Annotated in this window: 20 protein-coding genes; 4 read left to right on the forward strand and 16 right to left on the reverse strand. The window is 58.5% G+C overall.

Annotated features, from left to right (window positions below):
* Positions 1-37: 37 nt before the first annotated feature.
* From AAC060_RS11710 to infA, 3 genes are all read right to left on the reverse strand, one after another.
* Positions 38-1036: a ribonuclease E/G gene (locus tag AAC060_RS11710; RefSeq protein WP_339826412.1), complete on the reverse strand. Its 999-nt coding sequence runs from the start codon at positions 1034-1036 to the stop codon at positions 38-40.
* Positions 1029-1598: a nucleoside triphosphate pyrophosphatase gene (locus AAC060_RS11715; RefSeq protein ID WP_339826414.1), complete on the reverse strand. Its 570-nt coding sequence runs from the start codon at positions 1596-1598 to the stop codon at positions 1029-1031. Before AAC060_RS11715 ends, AAC060_RS11710 begins: the two co-directional genes overlap by 8 nt.
* A 108-nt stretch (positions 1599-1706) precedes the next feature.
* Positions 1707-1925 carry a translation initiation factor IF-1 gene (infA, locus tag AAC060_RS11720; protein WP_066742521.1) on the reverse strand — a complete coding sequence of 73 codons (219 nt, stop codon included), beginning with the start codon at positions 1923-1925 and terminating at the stop codon, positions 1707-1709.
* 285 nt (positions 1926-2210) lie between these two features.
* Here infA and AAC060_RS11725 point away from each other — a divergent pair, with 285 nt between their 5' ends.
* A complete protein-coding gene (locus AAC060_RS11725) occupies positions 2211-4673 on the forward strand; it encodes a hypothetical protein (protein ID WP_339826416.1) in 2463 nt (820 codons plus the stop codon).
* Between the two features lie 98 nt (positions 4674-4771).
* Here the strand turns inward: AAC060_RS11725 and AAC060_RS11730 are convergent, their stop codons facing one another.
* From AAC060_RS11730 to hisG, 11 genes are all read right to left on the reverse strand, one after another.
* On the reverse strand, positions 4772-5080 hold the full coding sequence (locus tag AAC060_RS11730) for a putative quinol monooxygenase (protein ID WP_339826418.1): 309 nt from the start codon (positions 5078-5080) through the stop codon (positions 4772-4774).
* Positions 5077-5577, reverse strand: a complete 501-nt coding sequence (locus AAC060_RS11735; RefSeq protein ID WP_339826420.1) for a hypothetical protein — start codon at positions 5575-5577, stop codon at positions 5077-5079. The genes AAC060_RS11730 and AAC060_RS11735 overlap by 4 nt, the downstream gene beginning before the upstream one ends.
* Before the next feature lie 445 nt (positions 5578-6022).
* Positions 6023-6892, reverse strand: coding sequence for a transcriptional regulator (locus AAC060_RS11740; RefSeq protein ID WP_339826422.1), 870 nt, complete (start codon positions 6890-6892; stop codon positions 6023-6025).
* Positions 6889-8124, reverse strand: coding sequence for a GNAT family N-acetyltransferase (locus AAC060_RS11745; RefSeq protein ID WP_339826424.1), 1236 nt, complete (start codon positions 8122-8124; stop codon positions 6889-6891). Before AAC060_RS11745 ends, AAC060_RS11740 begins: the two co-directional genes overlap by 4 nt.
* A 152-nt stretch (positions 8125-8276) precedes the next feature.
* Positions 8277-10403, reverse strand: coding sequence for a sodium-translocating pyrophosphatase (locus tag AAC060_RS11750; RefSeq protein ID WP_339826426.1), 2127 nt, complete (start codon positions 10401-10403; stop codon positions 8277-8279).
* A gap of 156 nt (positions 10404-10559) precedes the next feature.
* Positions 10560-11495 carry a thiamine-phosphate kinase gene (gene thiL / locus AAC060_RS11755; protein WP_339826428.1) on the reverse strand — a complete coding sequence of 312 codons (936 nt, stop codon included), beginning with the start codon at positions 11493-11495 and terminating at the stop codon, positions 10560-10562.
* Positions 11492-12415 (reverse strand): alpha/beta hydrolase, encoded by a 924-nt coding sequence (locus AAC060_RS11760; RefSeq protein ID WP_339826430.1) that lies wholly within the window; start codon positions 12413-12415, stop codon positions 11492-11494. Before AAC060_RS11760 ends, thiL begins: the two co-directional genes overlap by 4 nt.
* 31 nt (positions 12416-12446) lie before the next feature.
* Positions 12447-12893, reverse strand: coding sequence for a transcription antitermination factor NusB (gene nusB, locus AAC060_RS11765; protein ID WP_339826432.1), 447 nt, complete (start codon positions 12891-12893; stop codon positions 12447-12449).
* Entirely contained in the window at positions 12890-13414 is a 525-nt protein-coding gene (locus AAC060_RS11770; RefSeq protein WP_339826434.1) for a DUF1993 domain-containing protein, read from the reverse strand. Before AAC060_RS11770 ends, nusB begins: the two co-directional genes overlap by 4 nt.
* A gap of 23 nt (positions 13415-13437) precedes the next feature.
* On the reverse strand, positions 13438-14733 hold the full coding sequence (hisD, locus tag AAC060_RS11775) for a histidinol dehydrogenase (RefSeq protein ID WP_339826436.1): 1296 nt from the start codon (positions 14731-14733) through the stop codon (positions 13438-13440).
* Positions 14733-15383: an ATP phosphoribosyltransferase gene (hisG, locus tag AAC060_RS11780; RefSeq protein ID WP_339826438.1), complete on the reverse strand. Its 651-nt coding sequence runs from the start codon at positions 15381-15383 to the stop codon at positions 14733-14735. Before hisG ends, hisD begins: the two co-directional genes overlap by 1 nt.
* A gap of 45 nt (positions 15384-15428) precedes the next feature.
* Here hisG and AAC060_RS11785 point away from each other — a divergent pair, with 45 nt between their 5' ends.
* On the forward strand, positions 15429-16484 hold the full coding sequence (locus AAC060_RS11785) for a DUF2332 domain-containing protein (RefSeq protein ID WP_339826439.1): 1056 nt from the start codon (positions 15429-15431) through the stop codon (positions 16482-16484).
* 173 nt (positions 16485-16657) lie between these two features.
* Here the strand turns inward: AAC060_RS11785 and AAC060_RS11790 are convergent, their stop codons facing one another.
* Entirely contained in the window at positions 16658-17551 is an 894-nt protein-coding gene (locus AAC060_RS11790; RefSeq protein ID WP_339826440.1) for a pirin family protein, read from the reverse strand.
* Positions 17552-17827 carry a BolA family protein gene (locus AAC060_RS11795; RefSeq protein ID WP_339826441.1) on the reverse strand — a complete coding sequence of 92 codons (276 nt, stop codon included), beginning with the start codon at positions 17825-17827 and terminating at the stop codon, positions 17552-17554.
* A 115-nt stretch (positions 17828-17942) separates the two neighbouring features.
* Between AAC060_RS11795 and AAC060_RS11800 the strand changes: the two genes are divergently transcribed.
* Together AAC060_RS11800 and cobS are read left to right on the forward strand one after the other, a co-directional pair.
* Positions 17943-18551, forward strand: coding sequence for a DnaJ domain-containing protein (locus tag AAC060_RS11800; protein WP_339693245.1), 609 nt, complete (start codon positions 17943-17945; stop codon positions 18549-18551).
* Between the two features lie 137 nt (positions 18552-18688).
* Positions 18689-19678: a cobaltochelatase subunit CobS gene (cobS, locus tag AAC060_RS11805; RefSeq protein WP_339826442.1), complete on the forward strand. Its 990-nt coding sequence runs from the start codon at positions 18689-18691 to the stop codon at positions 19676-19678.
* Positions 19679-19764: the final 86 nt, after the last annotated feature.

A 19764-nucleotide genomic window follows, 5' to 3' on the forward strand; every position in this document is an offset into this window, starting at 1 on the left:
TGAAGATTCAACGGTTCAAATGCAAGCTTGGCTGCAATTATCCTGTCGAACCGCCATCAATCGAAATTTCGCCTCGAGCCTCGATTTCCACCGGTCTGCCCGTCCGCCTGGCCAATTCTTCCAGCGGTACCGATTCCATCTTGTTCGCCACAGCCGGATGCACTTGCAGCCGCATCGCGCCAGTGCCACGATCGCGCTCCGCCTGGCGCAACAGTTGCAGCGCGGCGTTGACAGAACGGTTCCCCTGCATGATCTCGGGCACCGATGGCCGGAGCTTGCGGCTGACAACCTGCATGAAACCAAAGCCATTGATCGCCGTGCGTTCGCAATTGGCGGTCATATATTCGTCAAAAATAGCGGTGACAGCGGCGCGCTCCGCCTTGGCTTGCAAGGTCGGAAAATCCACCCCGATATTACCGGAGATATCGAACCGGACCAGCGCCAGAGCAATTTCTTTCGCCGCTCTTTTCGCCAGTTCGAATGGTGCCAGCGTTCCGTCGACGTCGAATAATGTCATCGCCGGAGTCAGCGAGACCAGCAGGCTCCCGCCCTCGAAATCGATCCGTCCGGTTTCGGCCTGCTCGACCGCTTCATGCCAGCCGTGCCGGGCAAAGACATCTTCATCATGGGCGTGAACCTGTTTGACGGGCAGTCCGCTCGCGTTGATCTCCGCCAGCAGGTCGGGACCATCGTTCAGGGAACCATCCGCGTCCGCCAGCCGCGCCTTGGCCCGTTTGTCCTGCCCGCCGCGTTCGGTCATCGCCGCCCGGACAATCTCCACCCGGACCGTCGATCCTTCGGTCAGGCCTTTGGGCAGTGGCTGCAACAGAGCTTCCTGCCCGTCGGGCAAGGTGACAATTCCCGATTTTCCGCTGACCCATTGCCGGGTAAATTTTGCTTCGACCACTGCGCCCGCTCTGGCTCTGTCATCGGTCCGCTCGATCCGTATCTGGATCAGCTCGCCATTTTCCAGCCGCATCGCGCGGGTCTCGCCGATCCCCGCTTCGTAAAGCCAGCCGTTGGCAAAATCAGCCAAGGGGATAGCCCGCGCTGATCAGCAGGTTACGGGTTTCGTAGAGGGGCAGCCCCATGATGCCGCTATAGCTGCCCGACATCCAGGTGACGAAAGCCTCAGCCGTGCCCTGTATCGCATAGCCGCCCGCCTTGCCCTGTCCTTCGCCGGTGGCGATATAGGCTTCGATCTCGTGGGATTCGAAGCGCTTGAATTTCACGATGCTGTCGGACAATTTCGTCCGCGCCGTGCCGTCGGCCGCGATCACGCAGACCGCCGACATCACATGATGGCGCCGCCCGCTGATCAATTGCATGAATTTGCGCTGTTCCGCCGCATCACCGGCCTGCCCCAATATCCGGCGACCGACTGCAACGGTGGTATCGCCAGCGACCAGGATCTCCTGGTCTTGCCGTTCGACAGCAACAGCCTTTTCCTGCGCCATGCGCAAGACATAGTCGCGCGGCAACTCGCCCTTGTGCGGGGCTTCGTCGATATCGGGAGAGATGATCCGGTCGGGTGCGACGCCAAGGCGACCGAGCAATTCCAGCCGACGCGGGCTGGATGAGGCGAGAACCAGTTTCATGTTGAACACCCTCTAAACCGTTCGGGCTGAACTTGTAGACGCCATATAACCAAAGGCAAAGCTAGCCGATCGCCGTCTTTCGACAGGCTCAGGACAAGCGGCATACCATCACTTGAAACGATAGGTGATGCGACCCTTGGTCAGGTCATAAGGGGTAAGCTCGACGAGCACCTCATCACCAACCAGCACGCGGATGCGGTTCTTGCGCATCTTGCCAGCGGTGTGACCCAAAATTTCGTGGCCGTTTTCCAGCTCGACCCGGAACATGGCGTTGGGGAGCAGTTCGCGAACCATCCCCTTCATTTCCAGTAGTTCTTCTTTTGCCATATGGCGGTGCATTTTCCCTGATATTGCGGCAATTCCGCATGTTGCAGAGCGCCATAACGACAAATGTGCAAAAAGGGAAGGATTAGCTGCATCAGCCAAAATGATAATATCTTTTGTCGTCACCGTGTTTTTCCTGCGACAATTTAATACAAAGAAAATATACCATTAGCGAGAATTGCATGGCATTTCGGACATCTCATCTCCCCCTTATTAGAGCTATTGAACCACATCATGATATCTTCCCCACGTTCTCTTTTCGCTTCGTCTCCCCTCATTTTGGCAAGCATGCTGCTCGCGAATCCAGCCGGCGCGCAAATTACCGATACAGATTCGGATTATGCAGACGATGAAATCGTCGTCACGGCATCACTTCCGCGCGGCGCCGTCGTCACCGAAATACCGCCCGTTGTCGAACTGAGCGAAGCGGATATCGCTAGCTATGGCGCCTCTTCGGTTCAGGAACTGCTTGAAGCGATTTCGTCCCAAACCACATCCAGCCGGGGACGCGGCAGCGGGAGGCCGATTGTTCTGATCAACGGCCAGCGCACTTCCGGTTTCCGCGAAATCCGCGATCTTCCTCCCGAAGCCATCCGCACGGTCCAGGTGTTTCCGGAAGAACTGGCGCTGCGCTATGGCTATAGCGCCGATGAGCGCGTGGTGAATTTCATCCTGAAAGATCAATATACCGGAGTCAGCGTATCGGGAGAATATGGTATCCCGACGGCCGGAGGACAGGGTCGTTCGGAAATTGAAACCACGGTCACCCACATCGGCAAAAACGATCGTATGAATATCAATCTGGAATGGCAGAACAATACCGCGATTACAGAAAGCGAACGGGACATCATTCAGGACGCGGCGGGTGATCTGGTCAACCTGGGCGATTATCGGACCCTGGTTGCCCCGTCCGACAATGTGGAACTCAATGCCAATTACAGCCGGTCTTTCGACAATGGCATGTCGCTCTCGCTCAACGGCGGATATATTTACGACAAATCCATCGGATTGCAGGGTCTGCCCAATGGCACGCTGGATGTCGCGGGCAATCCAATGTTCCGCTATTTCACCGAATATGGTCCGCTACGCCGGGTACAGGAAACAAATACCGCACAAGCCGGTTTAACGCTGAACGGCTCGCTCAGCGACTGGCGCTGGTCACTGACCAGCGATTACACCCGCGAACAGGTCAATACCGACACCGACCGTTCCGGCGATACCAGCGCGCTGCAGGCAGCGATTGATGCAGGCACCGTCGATCCCCTCGCCACCAGCTTCGGCAGTCTGCTCGGCTTGCCGACCACCGATACCGCCAAGGTCGTCGACCAGACCATCAACAATCTTGCCACGATGTCCGGCACGTTATTCGTCCTGCCGTCCGGTGCTGTCACCACCACCGTCCGCGCCGGCTATAACCGGGAAGATCTCAACAGCCGGGAAACCAGCAGCGGCACATTCGTCACCACCGACCTCGCCCGCGACGAACTAAGCACCGGGATCAGTATCGATATCCCGCTGGCCAACGAGAATATCGATGTCGTCGAAGCCATCGGCAAGGTCTCGATCAACGGCAACTTTGGCTATTCAGACCTATCCGACTTTGGCGGACTGGTGGAATTCGGTTTTGGCCTGAACTGGGAGCCGTTCGACGGGCTGGTCTTCTCCGCCACCGCCATCGGCGAAGAAGCGGCACCGAGTATCGCCCAGCTTGGCAATCCGATCATCATCACCCCGGATGTCACGACCTATGACTTCACCAATGGCGAAACCGTTCTGGCCGCCGTCACCACCGGCGGCAATTTCGCCCTGCCGGCGGAAACGCGGCGCGATATCAAGCTGGCGGTCAATTACCGGCCTGAATGGCTCGACGGCTTTACCTTTCTCGGCGAATATTTCCGCAACAACAGCACCGATGTTGCATCAAGCTTTCCGTTGCTCACCCCGGAAATCGAAGCAGCCTTCCCTGACCGGGTCACCCGCGATGCCTCTGGCCGGCTGGTTGCGATCGACAAGCGACCGGTCAACTATGCCGAGGTCAGAAGCGAGCGCATTCGCTACGGGATTGATTTTTCAAAACGCTTCGGCCAGCAACGCGGCGGCTCCAGCAGGCCATCGAGGCAGCCGGCAGCAGCGCCTGCCGCTCCGCCGGAAGGTGACCAGCCGCCGCCTCCAGAGGGAGAGCAAGGAGGCAGACCGCCTGAAGGCAAAACCGCCTCGCGTTCCGGCCCTCGCGGTGGTGGTGGGGGCGGCCCGGGAGCCGGCAGGCCGAGCGGCGGACGCTGGCAAGTATCTGCCTTCCACACCATTCGCCTCGAAGAGACCATCAAAATCCGTGACGGCGTCGAAGAGCTGGATTTGCTGGACGGATCCGCCATCGGTTCTACCGGTGGTAGCCCGCGGCACGAGTTTGAAATCAACGGCGGCTGGTTCAACAACGGCATCGGTTTCCGGCTCGATGGCAAACACCAGACAGCCACCCGCGTCAATGGCGGCCTGACCGGCTCCAACCTGCGCTTTTCCGACCTGACCACGGTCAACCTGCGCATGTTCATCAATTTGGATGATCGCGGCAATCTGACCGAGAAAGTCCCGTTTCTGAAGAACAGCCGGATCGCCCTCAAGATGGACAATATCTTTAACGATATCCAGACCGTTCGCGACGACAGCGGCCTGATTCCGCTCAGCTATCAGTCCGGTTACATGGATCCGGTCGGGCGTTATGTCGAAATTGATTTCCGCAAGCGGTTCTGACGCCGTCATCCCGGCGCAGGCCGGGATCCAAACCGCAGTCACTTCTCTCGCTGTAGGCGGGTTAGGCCCCAGCCTGCGCTGGGGTGACAAGCTAAAAACTAGCCCAGGCCTTCCATTGGGATAGCTTCCGCCCGATATATCTGCATCTCTGGACGCTCCCCGAGCAGCGCGGTCAGCCGCTTGACGAAATCCCCCGATGCCGGAACCGCGAAATGGGTGGCGACGGCGGCTTCGTCCTCCCACTCTTCGTAGAAGAACAGTCGCGCCGGGTCTTCGCAATCCACGTGGATATGATGGGAGATGCAGCCAGGCTCGGCGCGGGAACGAGCGCTATGCTCGCTACACAAGGCGACGATCTCCTCACGCTCGACGGGCGGGGCGGCGAAGGAGGCTGAAAGAATAATCATAATCTCAGCGTCGCCCGCGTCGTGCTCTTCGACATGAAATAAGCCAGTAGCGCAGCAATGATGGTGACCATCGCGGTAAAGACGATCGGCGGGAAGCGCATATCCGGCGCGGTACTTTGCAGGATCATCCCGATCAGAACGACGGGGATCAGGGTCATTGCCAGATGTTTCAGAGCCAGCAGAAACGGCGCCAATCCAGCGCGCGTGTCAGACGCTAGACCCGGCTCGATCTTGCCCGATTTGCGCTGCCACACGGTGATCGCATAGACGAACAAAGTCAGCATCAGGCTCATCAACACCGCAATGACAATCAGGGCACCCCGCAGACTGGGGGTGGCATCGCCAAAGGGCAAAGTCGCGGCGACGGACGGCAGATCGCGGGTCAGCCAGTAATTTCCGACGCCCGCCAGCACGATATTCAACAACATATCAGCTCGCGCCTGTTTCTCGACGAAGGCGTCCATGCTGATCGGTGCGGCAGCAACAATGGTAGCCATATTCTCTCTCCCTGTCTTTTGCAGGAGAGTGACGGCGGCAGGAGGAATGTCAAGCGGGAAGCCCCCGCGAGAACAGGCAGTTATGGTCGAATGGAGTGCAACAATACACTCATGCCATGATTTCGGCGATCCGCTGCACCCCGTTTAAACGCCAATTTGGTTCAACCTCACATCGAGAAAGGACATTTATTGTAGGACGCAGTGTAAAATTGCACTCATGGAATCGTTTCAGAGACTCACGCCCCTAAACGCCAATCGCTTTCAGCGTAGCATTTTCCAGAAAGGCGCTCCTCGTCACCCTTGAGCTTCTTAAGCCCCTCCTTTTCAAAGGAGGGGTTGGGGTGGTTCCGTGCCGCTTGTCGCTACGCGAGCGATGCAGGCGCATCGCCACCACCCCAACCCCTCCTCTAAAGATGAGGCGCTTTAACCGATGTGCATATTCTCGCTAGCCGGATATCTTCCGCAAAACCCGCCAAGCCAGCGCCTTGGCCTTGCTCCGCGCCGGAAAGCGCCCGGGTGCTTTGGGCGTGATACCACGCTTGCGCAGCCAGCCGTTGAATGCCCGAGCATCCGCCTCTTCAAAGCTCCAGTCCGAACGCCACGTAATCGACAGCGATATGCTCGGTTCCGGCCCGTTCTGCACATAATGCGGAGCCATGACGGGGACGAAGATCGCCTTGCCGGGGGTCAGATGGTGACGCGTGCCCTCGGCTTCGAAATCATCCTGCCAGACCAGATTGCGATGGCCGCCGACATGATAGCCCTCGTGGATTTCATCGGCGGCGAAACGGGCGTTGCCGGCGGGGAAAGTGGTCATCCATTTTTCGCCGCGCAGCTGCAGCAGGATATTATGCTCGGGGTCGAAATGATAAGGGGTGACCGCATCGGGCGAGGAGACGAAGATGAAACCCTGCGGCTTCAGCATCTGGCCGGTCTTGGCCTCCAGTATCGGCCGGATTTCGGCGAGCAGCGACAGCAGCAAGGCTTCATATTCCGGCATCTGCTCGATATTCTTGAGCACCGCCCAGCTTGCCGACTGGTCGATCGTCCGAATCGTATCGCCGATAGTCATGCCATTGTCCGGCACGTCTTCCGGCTTGATACCGACCGGCAAATCACCGGGATTATATTCAACGCTGGCTTTCGGGAGCGCGGTGCCCAGCCGGGCTAGCGCTTCGAGGGTCAGCAGGTCATGCGACGCCATCGCATGATCGAGCACTTGCGCCTGTTCGGGATAGCAGGCGTCAAACTGCCGCCGGGTTTCGTCACCGAAAACCGGTTGCCGAAAGCTGTCCTTGCCGGAAATCTGGTTCATTGCTGCACCTCTGTCGGATCGAAAATTGTGCGCCCCTTGATCTTCCCCATCAGCTTTTCGCCGAGCCGCAAGCCACGAAAGATGGCGCGGCGGGAAATCCCCTTCAATTCGATCGAGAAGCGCCCGATATGACGGCGATCGGACCACAGGCTGTCGATCATCGGATGATTTTCCGAAGCACAGCTGTCCATCCAGTCGATCGCCGGATTTTCGAGTATCTTGAGATTTTCGAGCTGCAGAAGCACCCCCGGAGAAAAGCGGGAGAAGGATTCATCAAAGGCGGTCTTGAAGGAAAAGCTGCCACGACCGCTATGAAAGTTCACCAGCATCACCAGCGGGCTTCCCTCGAGGCGGATATCGTGGCGCTCCAGCTGCCCTGCCCGCGCTGCGCCCAGCAAAGCATCGCGGAAAAACGCGCGCGTTTGCCCGGATGAATCCAGCGCCGATCCGTTATGGCCTTTCCAGCCACTGCGTTCGAGCTGCAGAAATTCATCGATCCAGGGCTCCAGATCCGTGGCGTCTTCATGATGGCAAAATGTTACATCGCCCAGTTCGCCCAGCCGCTTGGCCTGTCGCCGCAGCTCCTTGCGCTTTTTCCCGCGAACGGTCGCGTTCAGATAGGCCTCGGAACCCAGATCGCTCTGCAACAGCGCCCGTGCCTGGCTATGCACGAGGTCGCAGCTGCGTTTCTGGCCGCTGCACACGGTCCGCAGGCTCTGGTCCAGTGGGCCGCCAATGGTCATGCCATTGATGTGCAAAAAACCGGGCCAGTCCCCCGCGTCGAGCGCGTCGAGCAGCTGCTCCCAGAATTCCATTTCAAAACCCTTGCGCACCAGCGGGGTCCCGAGAAAGCAGTTATAATGGAGCCAGTTCTGGACATAGGGCACCGGCCAGCGCCCGAATCGGTTGTCGGGGCCCAGCGGCAACAGACCGAGCAGTTGCGATTGCCCCGGTTCTCCTGCCCAGAGAAGGAACAGCTTCATGTCCGGGTGATGGTCAAACTGGGCCAAAGCCGGAATCAGGAACCAGTGCTCGTAGAAAATATTGGGCTCGCTCGCCTGGCTGGCCAGTTCGCTCCACGCCGCCACCAGATTGGCGTCAATCGCGGCTACCGGGTGGAATATCGCCCGGGCTTCGGGTTCAGACAGGCCATCGTGGAACCGGCTGCCCCGGATATCCTTGCCTTCCAACTTCTGTAACCCGCTCAAATCCATCAAAATCTGCCTGTTCACACTGGTTTCTGGTCTGGTGATCAGACTAGCGGAAAAGGGGTAATATGTGATTAACGCTAAGCCGGAGGCATGAAGAGCGGCGCGCAGCCATCAAAAAACCCCGCCGAAATCGCTTCCGGCGGGGTCTTGTTTCAAACCAAGAAGCGAGCGTTCTAGAGACCGCCACCCTGCGCCGCATAAAGCGCTGCAAGCAGCAGCAATGCGACGATATTGGTGATCTTGATCATCGGGTTGACGGCCGGACCTGCGGTATCCTTGTAAGGATCGCCAACAGTATCTCCGGTCACCGCAGCATGGTGGGCGTCCGAGCCCTTGCCGCCGTGATTGCCGTCCTCGATATATTTCTTGGCATTGTCCCAGGCACCGCCACCCGCTGTCATCGACAGAGCAACGAACAGACCGGAGACGATCACGCCGAGCAACAATGCGCCGAGAGCGGCAAAGCCGTTCGCCTGACCGGCAACCGCAGTGATCACGAAATAGACCACGATCGGTGCAAGAACCGGCAACAGGGAAGGCAGGATCATTTCCTTGATCGCCGCCTTGGTCACCAGATCGACGGTCCGCGCATAGTTGGGACGCGAAGTACCCGCCATGATGCCAGGATCAGCAGCAAACTGCTCGCGAACGTCTTTGACAACATCGCCAGCAGCACGGCCAACAGCGGTCATGCCCATCGAGCCGAACAGATAAGGCAATAATGCACCGAGCAGCAGGCCAACGATCACATAGGGATTTTCAAGGCTGAAGCTGACTTCAAGGTTCGGAAAGAACTCCTTGAGGTCGGCTGTATAAGCCGAGAAAAGCACCAGTGCCGCAAGACCGGCAGATCCAATGGCATAGCCTTTGGTCACAGCCTTTGTCGTGTTGCCCACGGCGTCGAGCGCGTCGGTCTTGTTCCGGACACTTTCGTCCAGACCAGCCATTTCGGCAATGCCGCCTGCATTATCCGTAACCGGACCATAAGCATCAAGCGCCACAACCATTCCGGCGAGTGCCAGCATGGCGGTTGCCGCAAAGGCGATACCGATCAGACCAGCGAGCTGGAACGCGACAACGATGCCGACCACGATGACCAGCGTCGGCAAGGCCGTTGCTTCCATCGAAATCGCCAGTCCCTGGATCACGTTCGTGCCGTGGCCGGTTTCCGATGATTTGGCGATCGACCGCACCGGACGATATTGCGTGCCGGTGTAATATTCGGTGATCCAGATGATCAGGCCGGTAACAGCCAGACCCACCATCATCGACCAGAACAGGGCCATTCCGGTAAATCCACCAGAACCATCAAGCTCGGTTCCGATTGCCGTATCCATGTCACCCAGCGTACGCATGGTGACATAATAGATGGCCGGGATCGAAAGCACCGCAGTGGTCAGGAAGCCCTTGTACAGCGCGCCCATGATGTTCGTACCCTTGCCCAGCCGCACCATATAGGTGCCGATGATCGAAGTCAGGATACAGACGCCGCCAACGATCAGAGGCAGAGACATCAGGTCATAGAGCATTGCGCTACCGACCAGATCGCCGAACAACAGCGCCAGAAGCACCATCGTCGCACCAACGGTCACGACATAGGTCTCGAACAGATCGGCGGCCATACCGGCGCAGTCACCGACATTGTCGCCGACATTATCCGCGATAGTTGCAGGGTTGCGTGGATCATCCTCGGGGATGCCCGCTTCGACCTTGCCGACCAGATCGGCGCCGACGTCGGCAGCCTTGGTAAAGATACCACCGCCGAGACGCGCGAAGATCGAGATCAGCGAAGCGCCAAAGGCCAGAGCAACCAGCGCGTCGATGACCGTACGGTCGTTGGCCGCCATGCCCATCTGGGTGGTCAGCACGTAGAAGAAGATCGAAATCGCCAGCAGTGCAAGTCCAGCCACCAGCATACCCGTCACTGCACCGGCGCGAAACGCGACGGTCAGACCGGTTTGCAGGCTTTCGCTAGCACCTTGAGCCGTGCGGACATTGGCGCGAACCGAAATGTTCATGCCGATATAGCCTGCCACGCCCGAAAGGACCGCACCGAGCAGAAAGCCCACCGTTGAAATTGCGCCGAGGAAGATGAAGACCAGAACCGCGACCACGATTCCGACGAGCCCGATTGCCCGATATTGACGGTTCAGATAGGCTTGTGCGCCTTCCTGAATTGCCCCTGCGATAGATTGCATTTTTTCGTTGCCGGCGGGCGCATTGAGCACCTGTCGGCTGGTTATAAAGCCATATAATATGGCGATAAATCCGCATAAAATTGAAATGGTGACAACGGTCATCGATTCAAATCCCCTCCATTGTTATAGTTAAACGCCCCGTCAGATGCGGGGCTGTCGGCTCAAACTATAGGGCGGGAGTAAAAACCTGCAAGCGTTGATTTTGAGGGGGTCACGCGGCCCATTTCAGGCATGTTACATGAAACCGGCTTGCCCGGATCAGGCGTGCACGAAGCCGAGATGCGCTGGCAATTCCAGTCTTTCGCCGTGGCTATGCAAGCTGACTCCGGATCCCGGGCGGCATACGCCGACGCAGGTCAGCGGAATACCAAGCACGGTTTCCGGGCTGGCCGTAAGTAGCAACTGATAGTCGTCGCCGCCGGTCGCTGCCTTGAGCCGTGCGTCCTGATCGTCCCCGACCAGAGCCTGGAACTGTTTGGATAACGGAATTTCCGCCAGATCGATTTCAACCTGTATGCCACTCGCCGCTGCGATCCGCGATGCGTCAAGCAGCAGCCCGTCGGAAACATCCATCATGCTGCTGACCAGATTGGACAGCACCCTGCCCTCTTCCAGTCTCGGCACCGGACGCGTATGCGCTTTCAACAGCGATGCCGTGACGTCGATATCGGTCGACCGGAGCAGTCCTGACGCGATTTGCAGGCCCGCCCAGGCGTCACCAATGGTTCCGGTGACATAGACGGCGTTGCCAGGCTTTGCGTTGCTGCGCGAGGGTACGATATGGCCTTTCGCTTCGCCAATGGCGGTCAGGCCAAAGGTTCTCGGAGCATTTTCACCCATTGCCACCGTGTCGCCGCCAAGCAGCGGCACCGCAAAGCGGTCAATCGCCTGTTTCAGGCCCTCGACGAAAGCGGCATCCCATTGATCACCGGACGTGCGGCCATAGCCGAGCAGGACGCCGAGCGGCTTCGCGCCCTTTGCCGCCAGATCGGAAAGGTTCACCGCAACCAGTTTCCACGCGACATCGGCGGGATCGGCGTCGCGGAGAAAATGTATGCCTTCGACCATCATATCATGGGTCATCACCAGCTTGTGCCGGCCGAACGGCATCATAGCGACATCGTCGACCAGTCCGCGTGCAGCCGGGTGGGTGGTGATGGCCTTTAAGCGGTCGATAAATTGCAGTTCATTCAAGAGAGAGCGTGCTCCAGTGCCATTCTGATGGAAGCGTTGGCGCGCTTGCTGACCGCTGCCTGTGGGGCAAATCCGTTAAATCCGTGCGGGGCTCCGGGGTAGATAACAAGCTCAACCGGAACACCGGATGAACGAAGACGGTTTGCATAGATAATATCTTCATCGAGAAACAGGTCGAGATCGCCGCACATGATATAGGCGGGCGGCAGTCCGGTGAGATCCGTCGCCCGCGCCGGTGCGGCATAAGCGCTGGCGCCTTCTTCCTCGGCATAAAGCGACCAGGCATATAGCGAGGTTTCGCGGTTCCACGTCGAAGCCGGAAGGTCCGCATGCCCCGACGGCGTATCATGCTGATCATCCAGCATCGGATAGACAAGCAGCTGGAAAGCGATCTCCGGTCCGCCCCGGTCGCGGTTCATCAGAGCGGCGCTTGCAGCCAGTCCGCCACCCGCACTCGGACCGGCAAGAATGATTTTACGGGGATTGCGGTTTTCCGCCAGTCGCTCGATCACCGCACAAACGTCCCGGGCAGCAGCCGGTGCGCGATATTCCGGCGCCATCCGGTAGTCGACCGAGACAACCGGCGCGAGCGAGGAATAGCCCTGTGCCGAGAAATCATCGGCGCTGCCCATCAAAAATCCGCCGCCGTGTAACCAGATAATCGCGCAATCGGGATAAAGCACATCCCGTCCGCGATACTCGATCACCGCGACATCGGGATCATCGTCCAGCCCGGGCATGTGATATTCGTCTTTCTGCCCATCAAATTCCGGCAGATCGACCGCCATCTGGGCAAAGAGCGTGGTCAGTGCAGCACGGGCACCCGGCACGTCAGCCCTCAATATGTCATATATATAGGGGCCATCCGCCGTGATGATATCGTGGAACTCAGGATCAAGCCGATCGAGATATTTGGACAAACATTCCCCCAGTGCCAGTCGGGGGTGTTGTTCAGCCCCGCACTTGTTTTGCGATACTATCCAGTAGCCCGTTTACGAAACCGGCATCCTTTTTGTTGAAGAAAGCATGGGCCACGTCCAGATATTCGTCAATTACCGTTGCGATCGGTACGTCTTCCTGTGCGACCAGTTCAAATGTCCCGCAGCGCAGGATCTGGACCATCGTCTTGTCGAGACGTCCCAGCGTCCAGCCCGAAGCCAGTTTTGAAGCCACCAGTTCGTCGATTTCCGGCTGGCGCGATGTCACGCCGATGACCAGATCATCGAAAAAATCGCGCTCGGCCGGATGATATTGGTCATCCTCGATTTCCTTGCCGAGCCGGTGATCATGAAATTCCTTGATCAGTTTCGTCACCGGGGTTTTTTCCATCTGGTGCTGGAACAGCGCCTGGACGGCGGCCAGCCGGGCAGCGGAGCGGGATGTGGATTTTGCGGTCATGCTTTTTTCATCCGTGGCATGCCGAGAAAGTCACGCTTTCCGATACGCAGCCCGTTCTCGCGGAGCAGGTCATAGGCCGTCGTGGCATGGAAAAAGAAATTGGGCTGGGCAAAGCTCAGCAGAAAATTCTCGGCAGTAAAAGGCATCACGGCATCCTTGAACCGGAATTCCATATGCTGGCCGACAAATCCCGACATCTCGGCTTCGGTGACAGCTTCCAGCCCGGCTTTTGCTTCGTCGAGCTTTTCATACAGACCGGCCCAGTCAGTGGGTGGCGCGGCCAGACTTGGCGTAAACACGCCCTCTCTGACAGCTTCAATCGCGCCCAGCGAATGTTCGCGGCAGCATTTCACCTGATAGGAAAATGGCTGCATATCCTCGATCAGCCGTGCGCCAATAATCTCTTCCGGCGCCATGCCCTTTTCTTGGCAATGGGCTTTCGCTTCGTCAACCAGCTCTCGGACGGCTGCGATGATCTGCAACTGGGTTGGAATTACGGCATCATATAGGGAAATGGTCATGGGTATTTTCTTTCTGCTGATTGTCAGCGCCGGTCGAGCCGCTTCTGTACGCTGGCGGCATGTGCTGGCAAGCCCTCTGCCTCTGCCAGCGCAACCGCCGCCGGACCGATGTTGCGAAGAGCCTGTTCATCGCAATGAATGAAGCTGGTGCGTTTCATGAAGTCGGTGACCGAAAGGCCGGACGAGAAACGCGCCCGCCGTCCGGTCGGTAATACATGATTGGGGCCGGCTACATAATCACCCACGGCCTCGGGCGTGTGACGACCGAGAAAGACCGAACCGGCGTGGCGGACTTTCTTGAACAAGGCATCAGGATCGTCGACCGCCAGCTCGAGATGTTCGGCAGCCAAACGGTCGACAAGAGGGATAGCCTGTTCGAGCCGGTCGACGATGATGATCGCGCCATTGTCATTCCAGCTGGTTGTCGCGGTCTCGGACGTTGTCAGGACCTTTAGCTGTTCATCAATTTTCGTAGATACTTGATCGGCAAAGTTAATATCATCTGTGAATAATATCGACTGGCTGGTCGGATCATGTTCTGCCTGGCTGAGCAGGTCGGCGGCGATCCAGTCGGGATCATTCTTGCCATCGGCAACAACGACAATTTCCGATGGACCAGCGACCATATCGATGCCGACGACACCGAAAACCTGCCGTTTCGCTTCGGCTACCCAGGCGTTGCCGGGGCCGGTGATAACGTCAACCGGTGCAATTTTTTCTGTGCCATAAGCCAGCGCTGCCACCGCCTGCGCGCCGCCAATCCGCCAGATTTCGTCAACTCCGGCCAGTTCGGCTGCGGCCAGCACCAGTGGATTGATATAACCCCCGGGTGCCGGGGTCACCATGATGATCCGCTCGACACCGGCAACCTTGGCCGGAATGGCGTTCATCAGCACCGAAGAGGGATAGGCCGCGCGGCCTCCGGGAATGTAGATGCCTGCGCGCTCTACGCCGTTCCAGCGAGCGCCGATCCGCACGCCAGCGTCATCCATATAATCCCTGTTATCAGGCAGTTGCCCCTCATGATAATCACGAATTCTTAAGGCTGCCAGTTCCAGCGCGATCCGCAAAGATGCTTCCAAATCTTCCAATGCAGCGGCCGATTCGGCTTTGTCCACGCGCCAGCCGGTCTGCTCCAGATCATGCTGGTCAAACTTGCTGGTCAGCTGCGCAACGGCTTCATCGCCGCGATCGCGGACATCCTGAATGATCGCCCGCACATCGGCCGACACATCATCATCCGCCTCGCGCCGGGCGTTGACCAGCGCGTCAAAGGCTTCGGCAAAACCGGTATCGGTGATGGCCATCCGCATTGGCATCAGACCTGCCCCGCCAGCTCTCGAAATTTCTGCACCAGCGGCGTCAGCTCGGCGCTGCGCATCTTGAAGGCCGCGCGATTGACGACCAGACGGCCGGAGATATCCAGTATCCGGTCAGTCTCTACCAGATTATTGGCTTTCAGCGTGCTGCCCGATTCGACCAGATCAACGATATGCCGCGACAAGCCGAGCGACGGCGCCAGCTCCATCGCGCCGTTCAGCTTCACGCATTCTGCCTGAATGCCCTTGCTCTCGAAATAGCGGCTGGTGAGATTGGGATATTTGGTGGCGACCCGAAGATGGGAAATATTGCCGACCTGCTCCGCGTCGTCCTTCGGCTGGGCCAGCGACAGGCGGCAGCGGCCGATGCCGAGATCGACCGGCGCGTACAGCTCGCTATAGCCGAATTCCTCGATCACGTCGGACCCGACGATGCCGATCTGGGCTGCGCCGTGGGCAACAAAGGTCGCCACATCGAACGCCCGCACCCGGATGATCGCCATATGCGGCAGATTGGTCGCGAATTTCAGACTGCGGTTGGACTTGTCAAAAAAGGCATCTTCTGGCACGATCCCCGCCTGCTCCAGGAGCGGCAAAGCATCGTCGAGAATCCTCCCTTTCGGAATTGCAAAGATCAGTGGTTGGGCCATATTGGCCGCGGCTTTACGGGTTCGCAGATGAAAGGGCAACGAGTTATGAATATTTTGGACGTTGAAGATATCGCGCAGGGAATGCGCAGTCAGGCGGAACATTGTCTGCGCAACGACGCGCCGGTAACGGCATCCATCATTATCGCCCAATTGGCACTGATCAACGGCCCGACGGCCTGCGGAAAGAAAATCGCCAACTGGCCGGGAAAACCGCTGGAAGACGCGATGCCGCTGCGCCTAACCGGCGGCCTCCACCATCTCTATCTCAGCGGCAAGGAACCGCGTCTCGCCGAAATTTACGAAGGCCGGATCAGCGATCAGGATGCGATCGACCTTCTCGTCGGACAGGTCGTGGCCGACCATGATGCAGAATTACTGCCCTGGTTCGACAGCCCGCCCCAGACCAACGAGTCGGGACGCTCGGCCAGTTTCATGGCCGGCCTGCTATGGTTATCGGAACGTATCGGCCCCCGATTCGAACTGCTCGAACTCGGCGCCAGCGCCGGGGTCAATACGATGATGGAGCGCTATCATTATGACCTGAATGGCGTGCTTGCCGGGCCGGAGGATTCGCCGATGCGGATCAAGCCGGAATGGCGCGGCCCCCCGCCCCCGCAAGCACCGGTCGAGATCGTCAGCATCCGCGGCTGCGACCAGAATCCTATTGATCTCACCGACGACGAAACCGCAGCCCATCTGAAGGGTTATATCTGGCCCGAAATGCCCGCCCGCTTCGAACGCATGGGAGCATCCATCACTCTGGCTAAACAGGAAGCACCCGATCTGGTGAAGGCCGATGCCGCCGACTGGACCGAAGAGCAGCTGACCCGGCCGCAGGAAAGCGGCGTGACCCGGGTGTTGATACATTCGATCGTCTGGCAATATCTGCCCCAGCCGACCAAGGACCGGATTACGGCGGCGATGGAGACGGCCGGCAAAGCGGCGACCGCGGACAGGCCGCTCGCGTGGATGTCGCTGGAGACTAACCGCAAGACCTTCCGACACGAACTGACCATCCGCTACTGGCCGGGGGGCGAGCAACCGACGCTACTGGGCAGCGCCCATGCCCACGGCGCTTGGCTCGAGTGGCTTGGGGAGTAGAAATTTTGGATTTTCCTCTCCCATAGGGAGAGGCAACAAGCCTTGGCAGTTCATTGCCTTAGGCGCAGTCGATGAGGGGTTTTGCTCGCCCGATAAAGCGAAACCCCTCACCGAGTTCCGCTAGTCCGCAAGCGGACAAGCTACACTTGCCTCTCCCTGTGGGTGAGGATTTGCTAATCCGTAATCGTTTTGGGCCGCCCCTCGGGTAATGGAATAAACTCGTCCGGATCACCCGGCACCTTGGGAAAGCGTCCCTCGAACCAGTCGGCCTTCGCCTGATTGATCCGCTCCTTGCTCGAGGAAACAAAATTCCACCAGACATGCCGTTCGGTAGCAAAGGCCTCTCCGCCGAGCAGCATCGCACGACCGCCTGAAAGAGACGAGAGAGAGACTTTCGCCCCCGGCGCGATGACATAAAGCGTATATTTATCCAGCGGCACGCCATCCAGCGCACCGTCGCCGTCGACCAGCATCACCGCCCGTTCGTCGGCCTCGGCATCGATCGGGATCGCGCCATTGGCGGATAGCAGGATGTCGGCATAGATGGTCTGCGAGTGGCAGGTGGTCGGGGCAACCTGCCCCCAGAGTCTCCCCATGATAATCCGCGCCTTTGCGCCATTGTCCTCGATCAGGGGCAAATCATCCTCCCCGACATTCTCGAACGCCGGATCAATCTCTTCTTTCCCATCGGGCAATGCCAGCCATGTCTGCATCCCGAACATCGGCTTCTTTTGATCGCGGTTTTCCAGCGGAGAGCGTTCCGAATGGACAATCCCCCTGCCCGCCGTCATCAGGTTCACCGCGCCTGGGCGGATCGTCTGGAATGTGCCAAGGCTGTCGCGATGATCAATCGCGCCTTCGAACAAATAGGTCACCGTCGCCAGATTGATATGCGGATGCGGGCGGACGCCCATGCCCGGCCCTTCCGGCAGGATCGCCGGACCAAATTCGTCAACAAAGATAAACGGCCCGACCATCCGGCGGTGCCGCGAAGGCAGCACGCGGCGAACTTCAAACTCGCCAAGATCGTGGGTGGTGGGCGTGATAGTTTGCACGATGTTGGTCATTTATTCCTCCGGAGACTTGGCCTTGATCACCATCGCGTGCACCTTGTCGCGCATCATGTCGCCGAGCGCCTTGTTGACCATCCGCTGGCGATTGAGACGGGACAGTCCCGCAAAAGCCTCGCAAACAATCTCGACGGTAAAATGCGATTCCCCGCTGCCGTCGTCTCCGGCATGGCCATGATGGCTGGCGCTATCGTTGATGACGTTGAGCGAGTTTGGCGAGAGTTCGGCGGTGAGCCGCTTTTCGATCTCGCTGTGGACTGGACCTTTTGACATCGAATCTCCATATTGCATTTTCACTCATCATATTAGCCGTTTTTGCTGCGCTTGTCGAAGCGCCTTTACGGCTTTCAAACCGTCCTTCGAACAGCGCGGGACCAACGGAGCAAGATTGACCGTTTCTCCCAAAAGAAAACCCAACCGCTTTCATGGCCGCGTCGAAACCGATGGCCAGCCCTGCACCATTGAGGGATGCCCCGAAGCCGGAGAATTTCGCGCGCCGCCCATCTATGGCAGTAGCCGCAGCTCCGACGGCCCCGGCGAATATCGCTGGTTGTGCCTCGATCATGTTCGCGAGTTTAATCAGGGCTATGACTATTTCGCCGGAATGGATGCCGAGCAGATTTTCGACGCGCAACATCCGGTGCGCGGGTGGGACTCGACGCGACGAGTCTATGACGGCGGAGCCGGCGCGCAACCGGCATGGGCAGATTTTGCCGACCCGCTCGATGCAATCGGCGCACGATTTGCGGGCGGTCTCAACCGCCGCCAGACCTCGGGACCCGCTGTGTCCCGAGCCGACCAGAAAGCGCTGAAGACGCTAGGGCTTGGCGACAGTGACGCCGGGTCCATAGGCCGCAGTGACATCCGCCGCGCCTATTCGGCGCTGGTCCGCAAATATCATCCCGATCGCAACGGCGGCGACCGCAGCCACGAGAAACAGTTGGCAAATGTGATTGAGGCCTATACGCAGCTTAAGGAATCACCGGATTTTCGATGAGAATCCAATTCCCGTTGGTCCTGAACTTGTCGAGGGACGCTTCACGTCCTCGGCGCCTGTCGATTTTGATGAACGTGTTTCGACAGGCCCGATGATAGGGGCTAGGGCTAACGGCTGAGCAATTTCGAAGGGCGAACATGACTGAGATACCAAATACCAATTCCGACACCAGCGGCGAAACCATAATGGATGCACCCGACAAGATGGTCGATGCACGCGAAATGTTCGGGATTGATCTTGATATGCAGGTCCCCGCGTTCAGTGAAAAGGACGAACGCGTTCCCGATCTCGATCCTTCCTATGTTTTCGACCCGGAAACCACAACGGCGATTCTCGCCGGCTTCGCTTTCAACCGGCGGGTGATGGTCCAGGGCTATCACGGCACCGGAAAATCGACCCATATCGAACAGGTTGCCGCACGGCTCAACTGGCCCTGTATCCGGATCAACCTCGACGCACATATCAGCCGGATCGATCTGGTCGGACGCGATGCGATTGTCCTGAAGGATGGCCAGCAGGTCACCGAATTCCGCGAGGGTCTGCTGCCTTGGGCACTGCAGACGCCGACCGCTCTGGTGTTCGACGAATATGACGCCGGTCGCCCCGACGTGATGTTCGTGATCCAGCGGATCTTGGAAGCGGAAGGCAAGCTGACTCTGCTCGACCAGAACCGCGTGATCCGCCCCAACCCCTATTTCCGCCTGTTCGCAACCGCCAACACGGTCGGCCTAGGCGACACCAGCGGGCTGTATCACGGCACGCAACAGATCAACCAGGGCCAGATGGATCGCTGGAATATCGTCGTAACCCTGAACTATCTGCCTGCGGCTACCGAAGCGAAAGTGATCCTGTCGAAAGTACCGGATGCTGGCGACCAGACGGTCGAAAATATGATCAAGGTCGCAGATCTGACGCGGCACGGCTTCGTCAACGGAGACATTTCCACGGTGATGAGTCCGCGGACCGTGATCAGCTGGGCACAAAATGCCGCGATTTTCAAAAATATCGGCTTCGCCTTCCGCCTCTCCTTCCTCAACAAATGCGACGAAGCGGAACGGATGCTGGTGGCAGAATATTATCAGCGGGTATTTGGTGAAGATCTGCCGGAAAGCGTAATGGGCGGCTAGGCTGAGGCGTAGCTCCTCTCGTGACACGATGTGCAACGCTTCTGGCGACAGCGGGAAACAGATGCCAAATTTACAGACTCGCCATA

Origin of the sequence: uncultured Parasphingorhabdus sp. (assembly GCF_963975555.1) — a bacterium.
Classification (GTDB): Bacteria; Pseudomonadota; Alphaproteobacteria; order Sphingomonadales; family Sphingomonadaceae; genus Parasphingorhabdus.

Excerpts from the sequence above, each read along its gene's own strand:
- AAC060_RS11715 (WP_339826414.1), bottom strand. The coding sequence starts at position 1,598 with ATGAAACTGGTTCTCGCCTCATCCAGCCCGCGTCGGCTGGAATTGCTC.
- infA (WP_066742521.1), bottom strand. The coding sequence starts at position 1,925 with ATGGCAAAAGAAGAACTACTGGAAATGAAGGGGATGGTTCGCGAACTG.
- AAC060_RS11725 (WP_339826416.1), top strand. The coding sequence starts at position 2,211 with ATGCTGCTCGCGAATCCAGCCGGCGCGCAAATTACCGATACAGATTCG.
- AAC060_RS11730 (WP_339826418.1), bottom strand. The coding sequence starts at position 5,080 with ATGATTATTCTTTCAGCCTCCTTCGCCGCCCCGCCCGTCGAGCGTGAG.
- AAC060_RS11735 (WP_339826420.1), bottom strand. The coding sequence starts at position 5,577 with ATGGCTACCATTGTTGCTGCCGCACCGATCAGCATGGACGCCTTCGTC.
- AAC060_RS11740 (WP_339826422.1), bottom strand. The coding sequence starts at position 6,892 with ATGAACCAGATTTCCGGCAAGGACAGCTTTCGGCAACCGGTTTTCGGT.
- AAC060_RS11750 (WP_339826426.1), bottom strand. The coding sequence starts at position 10,403 with ATGACCGTTGTCACCATTTCAATTTTATGCGGATTTATCGCCATATTA.
- nusB (WP_339826432.1), bottom strand. The coding sequence starts at position 12,893 with ATGACCGCAAAATCCACATCCCGCTCCGCTGCCCGGCTGGCCGCCGTC.
- AAC060_RS11770 (WP_339826434.1), bottom strand. The coding sequence starts at position 13,414 with ATGACCATTTCCCTATATGATGCCGTAATTCCAACCCAGTTGCAGATC.
- hisD (WP_339826436.1), bottom strand. The coding sequence starts at position 14,733 with ATGCCAATGCGGATGGCCATCACCGATACCGGTTTTGCCGAAGCCTTT.
- hisG (WP_339826438.1), bottom strand. The coding sequence starts at position 15,383 with ATGGCCCAACCACTGATCTTTGCAATTCCGAAAGGGAGGATTCTCGAC.
- AAC060_RS11785 (WP_339826439.1), top strand. The coding sequence starts at position 15,429 with ATGAATATTTTGGACGTTGAAGATATCGCGCAGGGAATGCGCAGTCAG.
- AAC060_RS11790 (WP_339826440.1), bottom strand. The coding sequence starts at position 17,551 with ATGACCAACATCGTGCAAACTATCACGCCCACCACCCACGATCTTGGC.
- AAC060_RS11795 (WP_339826441.1), bottom strand. The coding sequence starts at position 17,827 with ATGTCAAAAGGTCCAGTCCACAGCGAGATCGAAAAGCGGCTCACCGCC.
- cobS (WP_339826442.1), top strand. The coding sequence starts at position 18,689 with ATGACTGAGATACCAAATACCAATTCCGACACCAGCGGCGAAACCATA.